Here is a 15895-nt window from a genome sequence, read left to right on the forward strand (position 1 = left end):
GGGCAATCAGGCATGCGCCAGCTCATCATCATCGGTTCCGGCCCGGCCGGGTTCACCGCCGGCATCTACGCAGCGCGCGCAGAGCTCAAGCCGCTCATCGTCGCCTCCAGTGTCGAGACGGGCGGTGAACTCACCAAGACGACCGAGGTCGAGAACTTCCCGGGCTTCCCCGAAGGGATCCAGGGCCCCGACCTCATGATCAAGATGCAGGAACAGGCCGAGAAGTTCGGTGCCGAGGTCCTGTACGACGACGCCGTCTCCGTCGACCTCACCGGCAAGGTCAAGAAGGTCACGGTCGGCTCCGGCGAGACGTACGAGGCCCTCGCGGTCATCTACGCCACCGGCTCGGCCTACCGTCACCTCGGCCTCCCCGACGAAGAGCGCCTGTCCGGCCACGGTGTCTCGTGGTGCGCGACCTGCGACGGCTTCTTCTTCCGACAGAAGAACATCGCCGTCGTCGGTGGTGGCGACTCCGCGATGGAAGAGGCGACGTTCCTCACCCGCTTCGCCGACAAGGTGACGGTCATCCACCGCAAGGACTCCCTGCGTGCGTCGAAGATCATGCAGGACCGCGCGATGAACGACCCGAAGATCGAGTTCGCCTGGAACAAGGAAGTCACCGGCATCACGGGTGACTCCGCGGTCGAGGGCGTCACGCTCAAGGACACCGTGACGGGGGAGGAGTCCGAGCTCGCACTGGACGGCCTGTTCATCGCGATCGGCAACGACCCGCGCACGCACCTGATCCACGGCCAGATCGACATCGCGCCCGAGGGCACGATCGCCGTCCAGGGCCGTTCGTCGAAGACCAACCTGCCGGGTGTCTTCGCCGCCGGTGATGTCATCGACCCGTCCTACCGTCAGGCCATCACGGCTGCCGGTTCGGGCACGGTCGCCGCGCTCGACGCCGAGAAGTACCTCGCCGAGCTCGACGACGCTCTGACGGAAGAGGCCGAGGGCGTCGCCCCGACCGAGCCGGCCATGGTCGACGTCATCGCCGCCCGGGCCTGACCCGCCTCGGAATACCACGACGGCATCGCCGTTGTACCCCCTGAACGACTTCTCGAAGGAGCACACATGTCCAACGCCAAGGCTGTCACCGACGCCACCTTCTCGGACGAGGTCCTCAAGTCCGACAAGACGATCCTCGTCGACTTCTGGGCCGAGTGGTGTGGCCCGTGTCGCGCGGTCTCGCCGATCCTCGACCAGATCGCCGAAGAGCACGCCGGCAAGATCGAGATCGTGAAGCTCAACGTGGACGACAACCCACAGTCGGCCATGAACTACCAGATCACGTCGATCCCGGCGATGAAGGTCTTCAAGGGCGGCGAGGTCGTCAAGACCGTCATCGGCGCCAAGCCGAAGCCCGCGCTCGAGGCCGACCTCGCCGAGTTCCTCGCGTAGGTCGCCCCACCCGAACGGCCCCGCTCTCCCCGGAGAGCGGGGCCGTTCTCGTCCGGAGCCACCGGATGACGATCGGCCCCGTCGCGGAACCCTGGTTCCCCGGGCCGATGTCGTAGTGTGGCGGGAATGTCCCACTGAACGGAGCACTCGATGACGAACGGCAACAGCCTCGACCCCTGGTACGACTCCTACGCCCAGCGCACCGCCGGGCTGAGCGCCTCCGAGGTCCGAGCCCTGTTCGCCGTCGCCTCGCGCCCCGAAGTGGTCTCGCTGGCCGGCGGCATGCCGTTCGTCTCCGCGCTCCCCAGAGAGCTCGTCACGGGCTCCCTGGACCGTGTCATGAACGAGCACTCCGCCATGGCGCTCCAGTACGGCGGCGGACAGGGCCTGCGGTCCCTCCGCGAGCACATCGTGGACGTCATGAGCCTCGAGGGCATCCGTGCCAGCGCCGAGGACGTCGTGGTCACCACGGGCTCGCAGCACGCCCTCGACCTCGTCACACGGCTCTTCATCGATCCGGGTGACGTCGTGCTCGCCGAGTCACCGTCGTACGTCGGCGCGATCGGGGTCTTCCGGTCGTACCAGGCCGAGACGGTGCACGTCACGACGGACGAACTCGGTCTCGTCCCCGAGGCGCTGCGCGAGGCGATCGCGAACCTCCGCACCCAGGGCAAGCGGATCAAGTTCCTCTACACGATCCCGAACTTCCACAACCCCGCCGGCGTCACCATGAGCCGCGAGCGCCGCATCGAGGTGCTCGACATCTGTCGGTCGAACAACATCCTCGTGCTCGAGGACAACCCGTACGGGCTCCTCTGGTTCGACGAGCCGGCGCCGCAGGCGATCCGATCGATCGACGAAGAGGGCGTGGTGTACCTCGGCTCCTTCTCGAAGACCCTCGCACCGGGCTTCCGCGTCGGCTGGGCACTCGCGCCGCACGCCATCCGCGAGAAGCTCGTGCTCGCCAACGAGTCGGCCGTGCTCGCACCGAACTCCTTCGGCCAGTACGTCGTGAACGCGTACCTCGACGCGGCGGACTGGAAGGGCCAGGTCGACACCTTCCGGGGCATCTACGCCGAGCGCCGTGACGCCATGCTGTCCGCACTGGGGGAGTTCCTGCCCGACCTCTCCTGGACGAAGCCGAACGGTGGCTTCTTCGTGTGGCTGACCCTGCCCGAGTCGCTCGACTCCAAGGGCATGCTGCCGCGCGCGGTCAAGGAGCTCGTGGCCTACACGCCCGGCACGGCCTTCTACGCCGACGGGCGCGGAGGCGGACACATCCGTCTGTCGTTCTGCTACCCGACCCCGGAGCAGATCCGGGTGGGCGTCAAGCGTCTCGCCAACGTCGTGAACGACGAACTCGAACTCATCGAGACGTTCGGCCCGACGACCCGCCCGAACACCGTGGTCCGCGAGACGTCGTCCGTCAGTGCACCGCCCCCGAACATCTCCTGATCAGCGCTTTTCCTCAGTGCTGATCGCACAGCACCGCAGTTCCACACCGGAGGTCCCCGCATGGCCGAGCTCACCCGTCGTCACGTCGTCGTCGTCGCCGGAGGCATCTCGCACGAGCGCGACGTCTCCCTCCGGTCCGGCCGTCGGGTCGCCGACTCACTTACCGGCTACGGCTGGCAGGTGGACCTACGCGACGCCGACGCGATGCTCCTGCCGGCACTCACCGAATCACGCCCGGACGTCGTGTGGCCGGCCCTGCACGGCGCCTCCGGTGAGGACGGGGCCCTGCGGGGCATCCTGGAGGCCGTAGACATCCCGTTCGTCGGCTCACGTTCGACGTCGGCCCGGTTGGCATGGGACAAGCCCACGGCGTCAGCGCTGGTCGCCCGCGCCGGCGTCCGTGCCCCTCGTTCGGTGACGCTCTCCCACGACGTGTTCCGCGAGCTCGGCGCTGTCGGTGTCCTCGAGGCCATCGCGACCGAGCACCCGGTACCGCTCGCCGTGAAGCCGGCGCGCGGCGGAAGTGCGCAGGGCGTGACCCTCGTCGATGACGTCAAGGACCTGCCGCGGGCCATGGTGACGGCGTACACGTACTGCGACGACGTCGTGGTCGAGCAGCTCATCCGTGGCACCGAGGTCGCCCTGGGGATCATCGACACCGGCGACGGCCCCGTGGCGCTCTCCGCCGTGGAGATCGTGCCGCGCAACGGTATCTACGGCTTCGAGGCGCGCTACAACGCGGGGGAGACGACCTTCTACACCCCCGCACGACTGTCGGACGAGTTCGCCGGAGCAGCCGCGGAGGCTGCGGTGGCCGCGCACGTGGCTCTGGGACTCCGGCATCTGTCCCGCGTCGACCTAATCATCGACGGGGCCGGGACGCCCTGGTTCCTCGAGGCGAACGTGCTCCCCGGGCTCACCGAGACGTCACTGCTGCCGCAGGCGCTGTCCGCGTCCGGTTTCGACCTCGGCTGGACCTACGCCGAGCTCGCCGAGCAGGCCATCCGGGACCACCGCGCCTGACCCTGCAGCCGATGTTCCACGTGGAACACCGGCAAGTGATCTTTACCTGCCCCTCGAACGGGCCGAGATGTTCCACGTGGAACGACGGCATTGAGTGACTTCCCTGCTTCGCGAGGCGAGGTGTTCCACGTGGAACATCTCGCCATGAGGATCCTCACTCAGCGCCAGTGTTGGCGCCCGGCGCGTTCGGCGGGCCCCGAGGCGCCCGAACCGCGTGAACAGACGATCGGAGAGGCCTTGACGTCAATCTCCACGTTTCGCTACCGCACGCCCTTGTTCGCAAGCATCGAAGCTTCGACCCTCTCAACTGGCAATCCGACGTAGCGCGTCGGATCGTCCGCTCTGCAGTAGCGGCTGGCGGAACGCGATCCCTCCAGAGCGAACTCACGGAACCTCGGGTCGACCGCTCGGAAGAACGTCCCTCGGATCGCTGGCATGAAGGGCGAGCCGATGGTGGTCACGTCGACAACATCTCACCTGAGGCCAACCACCCTCACTGCTGGAGCGGCCGCGTCGGGCACGCTGTGTTGCCACCAGAGCTGCCGGATTGAGTCGCAGGTGCGCCGACCCCAGCCCGACCGTCGCAGGGGCTCACAGCGCCGCACAACGCCGCGCACAGGCTGGTTCAGCCCTCGAGGTCCTCTACCCCGAGCTCACCGAGGATCCGGTTGAGGTCGTCGCCGTTCGCGAAGTCGATCGTGACGGAGCTCTTGCGAGCACCGACTGCGATCTTCACCCGCGTGTTCAAGCGATCACCGAGCCGTTCAGCGAGATCGTTGAAGTGTGCCTGGCGCTTGGACGGCTCGGTCTTCGGCTTCGCCGGCGGCGTCTTCGCGGAGAGTTGCTGCGCGATCGCCTCAGCAGCACGGACGGACAGGTCCTCGTTGACGATCTTCTCGGCCAGGTACTCCATCGCCTCGGCGTCCGGAGCGGCGAGGATGGCGCGAGCATGTCCGGCAGAGAGCACGCCTGCGGCCACTCGCCGCTGCACGGGGGAGGGGAGCCGCAGGAGTCGGATCGTGTTCGTGATCTGCGGGCGCGATCGACCGATGCGCTGTCCGAGCTGTTCCTGGGTGATCCCGAAGTCCGCGAGGAGCTGCTGATACGCCGATGCCTCTTCCAAGGGGTTGAGCTGCGCCCGGTGGAGGTTCTCCAGCAGCGCGTCGCGCAGCATCGCGTCGTCGGGGGTGTCCTTCACGATCGCCGGGATCGTGCTCAGGCCGAGTTCCTTCGTGGCCCGCAGACGGCGCTCACCCATGATGAGCTCGTACTGGGGCTCGGTGCCCGTCGCGCCGGGGATCGGCCGGACGACGATGGGCTGCAGGACACCGATCTCGCGGATCGAGTGCACGAGCTCCTGGAGCTCCTCCTCGCGGAACTCCTTCCGCGGCTGTTGCGCGTTCGGGATCACGTCCAGCGGATTGAGGTTTGCGAGACGAGCCCCCGGCACGGCCACCAGCTCGTCCGCCGTCGGAGCGGATGCCGGCGAGCCACCGGTCGGGAAGAACACGTCGACGGGACGGTCCTGCTGATCGGTCGCCGTCGGGATCAGGGCGCCGATGCCTCGGCCGAGTCCGGTTCGCTTCGGTGCCATCAGTGCTTCGCTCCTCGTGCTGCGATCTCGGCGGCCGCTTCCAGGTAGGACAGCGACCCGGTGGAGTTCACGTCGTAGGCGACGACGCTCTGGCCGTAGCTCGGTGCTTCGCTCACGCGGACGGAGCGGGGGATCATCGCCTTGAGTACCTGGTCACCGAAGTGCTCCCGCACGTCGTTCGCCACCTGGTTCGCCAGGTTCGTGCGGCCGTCGTACATGGTCAGCAGGATCGTGGAGACCCGGAGGTTCGGGTTGAGGTGTCGCTCGATCAACTCGATGTTCCGCAGCAGCTGGCTCAGTCCCTCGAGCGCGTAGTACTCGCACTGGATCGGGATGAGCACCTCTTGCGCGGCAACGAAGGCGTTGATCGTCAACAGGCCCAGAGACGGCGGGCAGTCGATGAAGACGTAGTGGTAGGGCTCGTCCAGCGACTGCAGGTACATGTCGAGCGCGGTCCGGAGACGCTGCTCACGTGCCACCAGTGACACGAGCTCGATCTCGGCGCCGGCGAGGTGAATGGTGGCCGGCACACACCAGAGGGTGTCCGACTCGGGGGAGGCCTGCACGGTGTCGGCCATCGGTGCCTCGTCGACGATCACGTCGTAGATGCTCGCGACCTCGGCCTGGTGATCGACGCCAAGCGCGGTCGAGGCATTGCCCTGCGGGTCCAGGTCGATGACGAGCACACGAGCGCCCCCATGGGCGAGACCCGCGGCCAGGTTGACGGTCGTGGTCGTCTTGCCGACGCCACCCTTCTGGTTCGAGACGGTGATGATCCGTGTCTCAGAAGGGAGTGGAAACTGCTGCGTGGCGATCGCGCGCCGGCGACGGTTCAGGTCGGCGATCTCGCGAGCGAGCGGTGTCGACGCGTCGTAGTCGGTCGATGAACTCAACGAGTGCCTCTTCCCCGGTTCGATGTTTCACGTGGAACGCGGAGCCACTGGCGGCCGGATGACCCGGCCCGAGCCGCAGCGTCAGTCAACTGTAGCCCGGAAGACGCGGGTGGTCTCGTCGACCACACCTTCTCCGAGCTCGAGCACCTCGACATCAGAGAGGCGCTTCCGAAGGATGACCTTGCGAGCCTTCTCGATCTCTTCGTCGACCCGCGCACCCTTCATCAGGATGAGCTGGCCGCCGGAACGGACCAGCGGCACGGTGAGGGGGATGAGCTTCGACAGGGCGCTGACGGCGCGTGCGGTGACCTGGTCGACCACGACGTCGTCCGCTACGTCCTCAGCACGGCCACGGAGCACCGTGACGTTCTGCAGGCCGAGCCGATCGGACTCACTGCGAAGCCAATCCGTCCGGCGCTCCATCGGCTCGATGAGGACGAAATCGACGTCAGGACGGGCGATCGCGAGCACGAGACCCGGCAACCCTGCTCCCGAACCGACGTCGGCAACGCGACCCCGGGCCTCCAGGAGGGGTGCGACCAACGCAGAATTGAGGATGTGTCGCGTCCAGAGGCGAGGCAACTCGAGCGGGCCGATGAGGCCCAGCTCCTCGCCCCGCCGCGCGAGCTCGTTGGTGAACGAGCGCGCAACCTCGATCTGGTCACCGAAGAGTGCTGCCGCCGCCGTGGGCTCAGCCTCGAGCACCGGTGCTGCGTCGGTCGGGACGGGTGCGTCCGTCATCGGGTGACGACCGTGTGGCGGTCCCGACCCTCACCCTCGGACTCCGAGTGGAAGCCCTTCTCAGCGACCAGGTCGTGTACGAGCTTGCGCTCGTACGACGACATCGGGGGGAGCGCAGCCGACGACGAACCGGCTTCGATGCGCTCGACAGCGGTGTCCACGAGCCGCTGCAGCTCGTCAGCACGGGCATCCCGCGAGCCACCGACGTCGAGGATGAGCCGGCTGAACTCGCCGGTCTCCGCCTGCACAGCGATCCGGGTGAGCTCCTGCAGCGCCGTCACGGTGTCGGGCTTCGACAGCACGCGGAGTGCCTCGCCGTCATCGGTGACCGACAGGTAGACGCGACCGGCGCGTTCCTCGATCTCGATGTCGCCGTCGAGGTCGCAGATGTCGAGGAGCTCCTCGATGTAGTCCGCTGCGATGTCCGCTTCGTCGCGGGCGTCCTCGGTCTCCGTGTCCGTCGTCTCGACGGCACCTGCGGTGTCCTGCTCGGTCACTTACTTCTTCCCGTTCTTCTTCTGGCGCTGCTTGCCGACCGGCTGCTGACGCTGGGTGGTGACGCGCACGGGCTCGATCTCCGTCGCACCGGCGCCGGCACCGGCCTCGGCGAGCACCGGGGTGGCCGTTCCGCGACGCTGTGCCTTCTTGGCCAGGCGGGCTTCACGAGCCAGAGCGGCTTCGGAGCCGGGGGTCGGCATGCTGCGGATGACGAAGTACTGCTGCGCCATCGTCCAGAGGTTCGAGGCCAGCCAGTAGAACATGACGCCGAGGGGGAAGCTCAGACCCGAGATCACGAAGACCAGCGGGAGGATGTACAGCATCATCTTCTGCTGGCGGTACATCGGAGACTCCTTGGTCTCCGGCGACATGTTCTTGGCGACGAGCTGCAGCTGCGTGATGAACTGCGACGCCGTCATCACGATGATCATGAAGCCCGCGATCGCACGGACCTCCCACCCGGAGGCGTTCGTGAAGGTCTCGTGCAGCGGAGCGCCGAACAGAGCCGCGTTGCCGAACGACCCCGCGAGGTCGTTCGTCAGCAGGCCGATGCCCGTCTTGTTGATCTGGGCCTCGTGGAGCACCGAGTACAGCGAGAAGAAGATCGGCATCTGCAGCAGCAGGGGCAGGCAGGAGCTGAGCGGGTTGGTCCCGGTCTCCTTGTAGAGCGCCATCGTCTCGCGGCTCATGGCCTCACGCGAGAACTGGTCCTTCTTGCCCTTGTACTTGTCCTGGATCTTCTTCAGCTGCGGCGCGACCTCGAGCATGCGGCGCTGCGACTTGATCTGCCGGACGAAGATCGGGATCAGCGCTGCGCGCACCACGAACGTCAGGAAGATGATCGAGAGCACCCATGTGATGCCCTCGTTCGGGTCCATGCCGATGCTCTCGAAGATCCAGTGGAAGCCGACGAGGATGGCCGAGACCACCCATTTGAGCGGCCAGAGGACGAATCCGATGATGTCCATGGGGACGGCTACGCCTTTCGAGTGCGCTGGGGGAGCAGGACCGGCCGGGCCGTTCCGACCGCGGGGTGCGGCTGCTGCGGGATCGGCGCGAGGACGAACCCGAACCGGTTGACGACGAACGGGTGACGGCGTTCCTTGACGTCGTCGATGCCACCAGCAGCCCAGGGGTTGCAACGGGCGATGCGCCAGGCGCCCATGGCGGATCCGCGGACGACGCCGTACTGCTGGATCGCGTCGAGGGCGTACCGGGAGCACGACGGGTGGTAGCGGCAGACGTTGCCGTACAGCGGGGAGATCACCGCACGGTAGGCCCGGAGCACGACGACGCACGCGTTGCGTGGGAGCAACGCGATGACCCAGGCAAGCCGGGTCCACAGAGTGCGGTTCATGCTGCCTTCTCCACCCCGCGCGCGAAGGAGCGCGTGACGTCTTCGAGCAGGGTAGGCCATCCGGCCTGCGATGCGGCTGGCAGTACACGGACCACCACGTCGAAGCCCTGGGGGGTCTCGGCGAGCAGGTCGTGCGCGATCGCCTTGAGCCGCCGCCTGATCAGGTTCCGGGTCACGGCGTTCCCCACCGTCTTCGCGACGATGAAGCCGAACCGCGTCGGTCCGTTGCGGTCTGCCGGCTGACGGACCACGGACACGACGACGTGCGCCGTGGCGCTCTTACGACCACGACGCACGACGTTCCGGTAGTCATCTCCGCGCACGATGCGGTTGGCGCTGGCCAACACTGCGACGCCGGGGTCAGACCGAGGACCGGATCAGGCGATGAGCCTGATCAGGCCGAGAGCTCGGTACGGCCCTTGGCGCGGCGCGCCGACAGGATGGCGCGGCCGGCACGCGTCCGCATGCGGAGGCGGAAGCCGTGCTTCTTGGCGCGGCGGCGGTTGTTCGGCTGGAAGGTGCGCTTGCTCATGATGTTCTCCACACGGCTGCTCGCGGCGAGCCGTCACGTATGTGTAGCCGTCCGGGTGTCGAACGACGCAGATGGGCGCGACCAAAGGGCCGCAGTCAACTGGTTAACGGTACGTGACAGCGGCGAGCAGGTCAAACCCCGCCCGGACCGGTTGCGTCGGCGCCGTCGGGTCTGCCGTCGCTCGAGCCCATTCTCCACATTGGGGACAACTTCCGTTCGGTGGGACTCGGTCCGGTCCTTTACAGTGGTGTGATCGATCGCCCCGATGGCCGGTACGACAGGGAAGTACTCCTGTCGGACGGCTCGAGGTGGTCGTGGACAACACTGTGGACAACCCTGTGGGAACCTCCGCGGCAACGAGGCGTCGACGAAGCCCCCGGAGCCACCGACGATCCGCCGGCGACGACCTGGTCCCGAGTGCGGTCGCCGAGGACGCCACGGCATGTCCGACCCCGCAGGACGCACCCTCGTCCGGCAGCGAACGCACGACACGACCCCTGGAGACGAGCGCGACATGACGATGCCGGCCGACCCCGTCGAGGACCTCTGGTCATCCGTACTCGGACTCCTCGCCGAGGACCCCCGCATCACGCCGCAGCTCCACGGGTTCCTGAACCTGGTCGAGCCGAAGGGCGTGCTCGCCGGCACCCTGTACCTCGAGGTCCCGAACGACTTGACCCGGGGCATGCTCGAACAGCGCATCCGCATCCCGATCACCGAGGCGGTCGGTCGCATCGGTGACGACTCGGTCGCGAACTTCGCCATCACCGTCAACCCGGACATGGCGTCGGAGCCGCGGGTGGACCCGAACGTCCCCGAGTACGCCGAGCCCGTGCAGGAAGCCGTCGAGCAGAGTGCCGCTCCGCGCCAGTACATCGAGGCGCCGTTCGTCCCGAGCCAGATCGACTCTCCCGGCACCAGCGGTCGGCCCGAGTCGCGACTCAACCCGAAGTACAACTTCGACAACTTCGTCATCGGGTCGTCGAACCGGTTCGCCCACGCCGCAGCGGTCGCCGTGGCCGAGGCACCGGCCAAGGCCTACAACCCGCTCTTCATCTACGGGGACTCCGGGCTGGGCAAGACCCACCTGCTCCACGCCATCGGGCACTACGCCGAGAGCCTCTACCCGGGGATCCGCGTCCGGTACGTGTCGAGCGAGGAGTTCACCAACGACTTCATCAACTCGATCGCGAACAACCGCTCGAACCAGTTCCAGCAGCGGTACCGCGACATCGACATCCTGCTGATCGACGACATCCAGTTCCTGCAGGGGAAGGACTCCACGCAGGAGGCCTTCTTCCACACGTTCAACACGCTGCACGACCACAACAAGCAGGTCGTCATCACGTCCGACGTCGCGCCGAAGCACCTGACCGGGTTCGAGGACCGGATGCGATCGCGCTTCGAGTGGGGCCTGATCACCGACGTGCAGGCGCCCGAGCTCGAGACGCGCATCGCGATCCTCCGCAAGAAGGCACAGTCCGACCACCTGCAGGTGCCCGACGACATCCTCGAGTTCATGGCGTCGAAGGTGTCGAGCAACATCCGCGAACTCGAGGGCACCCTGATCCGGGTCACCGCGTTCGCGAGCCTGAACCGGACGGCCGTGGACATGGCCCTGGTGCAGACAGTCCTCAAGGACCTGATCACCCTCGACGAGGACAACGTCGTCGCGCCGACGGACATCATCAACCACACCGCGGAGTACTTCAAGCTCTCCGTCGACGACCTGTACGGGTCGTCCCGCTCCCAGGCGATCGCCACGGCACGACAGATCGCGATGTACCTGTGCCGTGAGCTGACGAGCCTGTCCCTGCCCAAGATCGGGCAGCTGTTCGGCAACCGCGACCACACCACGGTGATGTACGCGAACAAGAAGATCACCGAGCTGATGAAGGAGCGTCGGTCGATCTACAACCAGGTCACCGAGCTCACCAGCCGCATCAAGCAGGACCGCCGTTACCGCTGAGATCGGCCCGTTCCCGGCCCCATCCACCATCTGAGACGGTTCCATGGGCCGGACTTCTCACAGTGTGGATAGCCTGTGGATAACTGTGGAGGACACGCCGCCCGGTTGTACACAGGTGGGGGGTCACCTGTGGAGACTGGGGATGGAAGTGGATAGATGAGATTCATTCATCCCGTTAACGCTCACACACCGCTCACAAGTCACAACCATGTAGTTCCCTACTGCGGAGCGGGATGCACAGGGTTATCCACAGTGTGCACAGGCGTTAACACCATTACTCCTGGTTAACGATCAATCTCTGCGGGACAACCTTGTGGACGGCGGGATGACAAGAAATCCGGCCCCCGTCCGCCTGTGCCAGAATGGGGCGGCCGGACAGTCCAAGCCGATCGACAGGGGTTCCAGCTGTGAAGTTCGAGGTCAACCGGGACGTCTTCTCCGAAGCCGTCTCCTTCGCAGTGAAGCTCCTCCCGCAGCGCACAACCCTCCCGATCCTGTCGGGCGTCCTGATCCACGCCGACGGAGATCGTCTGACGCTCTCGTCGTTCGACTACGAGGTGTCGGCGCAGACGTCCATCTCGGCCCAGATCGACGAGCCGGGCACGGTCCTGGTCTCCGGTCGACTTCTCAACGACATCGCGAGCCGGCTGCCGAACGCCCCCGTGTCGTTCACCACCGAGGACGCCAAGATCTCCGTCTCCTGCGGATCGGCGCACTTCACGCTGCTGTCCATGCCCGTCGAGGAGTACCCGACGCTGCCGGAGATCGGCCCGCAGACCGGTGTGATCCCCGGCGACGCGTTCTCCGAAGCGGTGTCCCAGGTCGCCGTCGCCGCCAGCCGCGACGACGTCACCCCCGTCATCACGGGCGTGCAGCTCGAGGTCGGCGACAACGACCTCTCCCTCATCGCCACGGACCGCTACCGCGTCGCCGTCCGCACCATCGCGTGGGACTCCGGCCGAGTCGGCTCGGACCCCCTGCACGCACTGGTCCCGGCCCGCACCCTGCAGGAGGTCGGCCGCACGTTCGGTTCGGCGTCCACGGTGTCGGTGTCGATCAGCGGCAACTCCGACCGCGAGCTCATCGCGTTCCACGCCGACGACAAGACCGTGACGTCGTTGCTCATCAAGGGCAACTACCCGCCGGTCCGCCGGCTCTTCCCCGAGACCGTCAACGACCACGCGGTGATCAACACCGCGGAGCTCGTCGAAGCGGTCCGACGGGTCTCCCTCGTCCTGGAGCGCGAGGCGGCGCTCCGGTTCTCCTTCACGGTCGACGGGCTCACGCTCGAGGCGATCGGATCCGAACAAGCGCAGGCGTCAGAGTCGATCAGTGCGTTGTTGACCGGCGAGGAAACGGTGGTCTCGTTGAAGCCCGCCTTCCTCCTGGACGGACTGAACGCGGTGCACTCCGAGTTCGTCCGCATCTCCTTCACCAAGACGGAGAACCCCAACAAGCCGGGCCCGGTGCTGATCACCGGCCAGACTTCGCAAGAGGCCGCAGCGACCGATGGATACCGGTACCTGCTGCAGCCGAACCTGCTGCTGCGATAGGCGCAACAGGCAACCTGCGCTGGCGCACACCACCGGCAGCATCAGCGCGACGACGAACAGAAGAGGAAATCATGCACATCGGTCTTGTCGGCCTTGGTCGCATGGGCAACAACATGCGTGCCCGTCTCCGCAACGCAGGGATCGAGGTCACCGGGTACGACGCGAACCCCGCCGTCTCGGACGTCGCCGACCTCGGCGCCCTCGCCGCTGCCCTCCCGGAGGGCAAGCGTCTCGTGTGGGTCATGGTCCCGCACGGCAAGATCACCGACGACGTGATCACCGACCTGGCCGGCGTCCTCGGCGAGGGCGACCTGGTCATCGACGGTGGCAACTCGAAGTGGCTGGACGACACCACGCACGCCGAGCAGCTCGCTGCGCGCGGCATCCGCTACATGGACGTCGGCGTCTCCGGTGGCGTCTGGGGCAAGGACAACGGCTACGGCCTCATGGTCGGCGGTGACGCCGCGGACGTCGAGTTCGCGATGCCCGTGTTCGACGCGCTGCGCCCCGAGGGTCCCCGTGAAGAGGGCTTCTCGCACGCCGGCCCGATCGGCGCCGGCCACTACGCGAAGATGGTCCACAACGGCATCGAGTACGCGATCATGCAGGCGTACGGCGAGGGCTACGAGCTCCTCGAGGCCAAGGACCTGATCACCGACGTCCCCGCCGTGTTCGCCGGCTGGCAGCGCGGAACGGTCGTCCGCTCCTGGCTGCTCGACCTGATGGTGCTCGCGCTGAACGAGGACCCGAAGCTCGACGAGCTCGAGGGCTACGTCGAGGACTCGGGCGAGGGCCGTTGGACGCTCGAAGAGGGCATCGAGCTCGCCGTGCCGATGCCGGCGCTCTCGGCGTCGATCTTCGCGCGCTTCGTCTCGCGCCAGGGCAGCGCCTCGCCGACGATGAAGGCCGTCGCGGCGCTCCGCAACCAGTTCGGCGGTCACGCCGTCAAGAAGTCCTAGGACTTCCCGGGGGAACCCGGACTCGGCCCGCGTGCACGTCGACCATCTCCAACTGACCGACTTCCGGAACTACCGGGAGGCGGACGTCGACCTCGCACGCGGGCCGAACCTGTTCGTCGGGCGCAACGGACAGGGCAAGACCAACCTGGTCGAGGCGATCGGGTACCTCTCGACCCTCGGCTCGCACCGCGTCCCCACCGACGCAGCGCTCGTCCGTCAAGGATGCGACGCCGCGATCGTCCGGGCTCGTCTCGCGCACGAGGACCGCAGCATCCTCGCCGAGGTGCAGATCAACCGCACCGGTGCGAACCGTGCGCAGGTGAACCGGTCGGCGATCAAGCCGCGGGAGCTGCCGCGCTACTGCACGAGCGTGCTCTTCGCCCCGGAGGACCTCGCCCTCGTGCGGGGCGAGCCGGCCGGGCGACGCCGGATGCTCGACGAGCTACTCGGCCAGATCGCACCGCGGATGCAGGGCGTGCTCGCCGACTACGACCGCACGCTCCGCCAGCGGAACACCCTGCTGAAGTCGGCCCGTGCCACCGGCGCGAAGGCGAACGCCCTGTCGACGCTCGACGTCTGGGACGACCGGCTCGTCGGACTCGGCGCCGAGATCGTCGCGGCCCGTGACCACCTGACCCGGCGGCTCGCACCCTTCGTGGCCGAGGCCTACGCGACCGTCGCCGGCGAACACCACGACGCCTCGATCACCGGCGTCCTGTCCATCCGCGGTGGCGACCCCGAGTCCGCGGCGGCGACCGACCCCGTGCTCGGGACCCCCGACGAGCCCGTCACGGTCGCGTCGGCTGCCGAAGCGTTCGCGGCCGCCCTCGAGCGCCGTCGCCGGGACGAACTCGACCGCGGGCTCACCCTCGTCGGACCGCACCGGGACGACGTTCTGTTCCAACTCAACGGGTTACCGGCCCGCGGGTACGCGAGTCACGGCGAATCCTGGTCCTTCGCGCTGGCCATCCAGCTCGCGAGCGCCTCGATCCTGCGCGCCGAGTCGAACCTGGGCGACCCGATCATCATCCTCGACGACGTCTTCGCCGAACTCGACGAATCGCGGCGGGAACGGTTGGCGAACGCTGTCGCCGACTACGAGCAGGTGCTCATCACGGCCGCGGTCTTCGGTGACGTGCCCGGGAAGCTGGCGGCGCACACCGTGCGGATCGAGGCGGGCACGATCGTGACCGACGAGGCGGACGCGACCCGGGCCTCCAGTCCGGCGACGGACGCGACGGACGGGACCGACGCGATCGACGCGGCGGACGCGACCGTCGCGGACAGCAAGACGGACCCGACCGAAGCCGACGCCTGATGCCGAAGCCCCGCAAGCCCACCGAACCCTCGCAGGTCTACCGCCACCTGCGCGCGGTGTTCGGCGACCCGTCCAAGCGCGGCACCGATGCCCGCCGCCGCCGTGCCCGCGAGTTCGACGCCGACACCGTGCCGTACGGGCGCGGCCGCGAGCCGAAGGGCCTCGCGGACATCGTCGGTTCGCTCGCCCAGGAACTCGGTTGGACGGAACCCCTCGCCCGCTCTGAGCTCTTCGTGGACTGGCCGAGCGTCGTCGGCGAGGAGCTGGCGAAGCACTCCCGACCGGTCACCATCGAGGACGGCGCACTCGTCATCCGGTGCGACTCGACGGCCTGGGCGACCCAGCTCCGACTGATGCGTGCGACGGTCACGACGACCATCGCGGAACGGCACCCGGAAGCCGGGGTCGAGTCGATCAGGGTTTCCGGCCCGGACGCCCCCACGTGGAAACGCGGCCCCAGGACGGTCCAGGGGCGCGGTCCTCGCGACACCTACGGTTGAGGCGACGAAATCATCCTGGAGTGCCAGAAAAGCCCGTCTGCGGGGCAGATGAGCCCTCGAAAGAGGGGGCTCTGCGGTAGACTGGGAGGTGCAGTGCGC

17 protein-coding genes are annotated in these 15895 nt (G+C 67.4%); 9 read left to right on the top strand and 8 right to left on the bottom strand.

What is annotated here, in order from left to right:
• Positions 1-12: 12 nt before the first annotated feature.
• The 4 genes from trxB to DEJ09_RS12285 all read left to right on the top strand — a co-directional run bounded on the left by trxB (position 13) and on the right by DEJ09_RS12285 (position 3882).
• Positions 13-1011 carry a thioredoxin-disulfide reductase gene (gene trxB, locus DEJ09_RS12270; RefSeq protein WP_111088792.1) on the top strand — a complete coding sequence of 333 codons (999 nt, stop codon included), beginning with the start codon at positions 13-15 and terminating at the stop codon, positions 1009-1011.
• A 66-nt stretch (positions 1012-1077) separates the two neighbouring features.
• Positions 1078-1404 carry a thioredoxin gene (gene trxA / locus DEJ09_RS12275; RefSeq protein ID WP_017887828.1) on the top strand — a complete coding sequence of 109 codons (327 nt, stop codon included), beginning with the start codon at positions 1078-1080 and terminating at the stop codon, positions 1402-1404.
• Between the two features lie 150 nt (positions 1405-1554).
• Positions 1555-2859, top strand: a complete 1305-nt coding sequence (locus DEJ09_RS12280) for a PLP-dependent aminotransferase family protein (RefSeq protein WP_071404124.1) — start codon at positions 1555-1557, stop codon at positions 2857-2859.
• A 60-nt stretch (positions 2860-2919) separates the two neighbouring features.
• The gene (locus DEJ09_RS12285) at positions 2920-3882 is read left to right on the top strand and encodes an ATP-grasp domain-containing protein (RefSeq protein WP_111088793.1); all 963 of its coding nucleotides are present in this window, start codon (positions 2920-2922) and stop codon (positions 3880-3882) included.
• A 625-nt stretch (positions 3883-4507) separates the two neighbouring features.
• Here the strand turns inward: DEJ09_RS12285 and DEJ09_RS12290 are convergent.
• The 8 genes from DEJ09_RS12290 to rpmH all read right to left on the bottom strand — a co-directional run bounded on the left by DEJ09_RS12290 (position 4508) and on the right by rpmH (position 9497).
• Positions 4508-5476 carry a ParB/RepB/Spo0J family partition protein gene (locus DEJ09_RS12290; protein WP_111038691.1) on the bottom strand — a complete coding sequence of 323 codons (969 nt, stop codon included), beginning with the start codon at positions 5474-5476 and terminating at the stop codon, positions 4508-4510.
• A complete protein-coding gene (locus DEJ09_RS12295) occupies positions 5476-6369 on the bottom strand; it encodes a ParA family protein (protein WP_269149421.1) in 894 nt (297 codons plus the stop codon). Before DEJ09_RS12295 ends, DEJ09_RS12290 begins: the two co-directional genes overlap by 1 nt.
• 81 nt (positions 6370-6450) lie before the next feature.
• The gene (rsmG, locus tag DEJ09_RS12300) at positions 6451-7110 is read right to left on the bottom strand and encodes a 16S rRNA (guanine(527)-N(7))-methyltransferase RsmG (protein WP_111088794.1); all 660 of its coding nucleotides are present in this window, start codon (positions 7108-7110) and stop codon (positions 6451-6453) included.
• Complete coding sequence (locus DEJ09_RS12305) at positions 7107-7607, bottom strand: R3H domain-containing nucleic acid-binding protein (protein ID WP_071248630.1); 501 nt, start codon at positions 7605-7607, stop codon at positions 7107-7109. Before DEJ09_RS12305 ends, rsmG begins: the two co-directional genes overlap by 4 nt.
• Complete coding sequence (gene yidC / locus DEJ09_RS12310; RefSeq protein ID WP_111053622.1) at positions 7608-8576, bottom strand: membrane protein insertase YidC; 969 nt, start codon at positions 8574-8576, stop codon at positions 7608-7610.
• Positions 8577-8584: 8 nt separating this feature from the next.
• The gene (gene yidD / locus DEJ09_RS12315) at positions 8585-8965 is read right to left on the bottom strand and encodes a membrane protein insertion efficiency factor YidD (RefSeq protein WP_017887819.1); all 381 of its coding nucleotides are present in this window, start codon (positions 8963-8965) and stop codon (positions 8585-8587) included.
• Positions 8962-9312 (bottom strand): ribonuclease P protein component, encoded by a 351-nt coding sequence (gene rnpA / locus DEJ09_RS12320; RefSeq protein WP_111028837.1) that lies wholly within the window; start codon positions 9310-9312, stop codon positions 8962-8964. The genes yidD and rnpA overlap by 4 nt, the downstream gene beginning before the upstream one ends.
• 47 nt (positions 9313-9359) lie before the next feature.
• Complete coding sequence (gene rpmH / locus DEJ09_RS12325; RefSeq protein WP_022889115.1) at positions 9360-9497, bottom strand: 50S ribosomal protein L34; 138 nt, start codon at positions 9495-9497, stop codon at positions 9360-9362.
• 514 nt (positions 9498-10011) lie between these two features.
• Between rpmH and dnaA the strand changes: the two genes are divergently transcribed.
• The 5 genes from dnaA (at position 10012) to DEJ09_RS12350 (ending at position 15796) form a co-directional block, all read left to right on the top strand.
• Positions 10012-11466 (top strand): chromosomal replication initiator protein DnaA, encoded by a 1455-nt coding sequence (gene dnaA, locus DEJ09_RS12330; protein WP_071404155.1) that lies wholly within the window; start codon positions 10012-10014, stop codon positions 11464-11466.
• Positions 11467-11873: 407 nt separating this feature from the next.
• Positions 11874-13019: a DNA polymerase III subunit beta gene (gene dnaN, locus DEJ09_RS12335; protein WP_027466916.1), complete on the top strand. Its 1146-nt coding sequence runs from the start codon at positions 11874-11876 to the stop codon at positions 13017-13019.
• A gap of 71 nt (positions 13020-13090) precedes the next feature.
• The gene (gene gnd, locus DEJ09_RS12340) at positions 13091-13978 is read left to right on the top strand and encodes a phosphogluconate dehydrogenase (NAD(+)-dependent, decarboxylating) (protein ID WP_071404132.1); all 888 of its coding nucleotides are present in this window, start codon (positions 13091-13093) and stop codon (positions 13976-13978) included.
• A gap of 31 nt (positions 13979-14009) precedes the next feature.
• Positions 14010-15296: a DNA replication/repair protein RecF gene (gene recF / locus DEJ09_RS12345; RefSeq protein WP_111088795.1), complete on the top strand. Its 1287-nt coding sequence runs from the start codon at positions 14010-14012 to the stop codon at positions 15294-15296.
• The gene (locus DEJ09_RS12350) at positions 15296-15796 is read left to right on the top strand and encodes a DUF721 domain-containing protein (protein ID WP_027466919.1); all 501 of its coding nucleotides are present in this window, start codon (positions 15296-15298) and stop codon (positions 15794-15796) included. Before recF ends, DEJ09_RS12350 begins: the two co-directional genes overlap by 1 nt.
• The last annotated feature ends 99 nt before the right edge of the window (positions 15797-15895 follow it).

The sequence above is a fragment of the Curtobacterium sp. MCLR17_055 genome, from assembly GCF_003234305.1.
Taxonomy (GTDB): domain Bacteria; phylum Actinomycetota; class Actinomycetes; order Actinomycetales; family Microbacteriaceae; genus Curtobacterium; species Curtobacterium flaccumfaciens.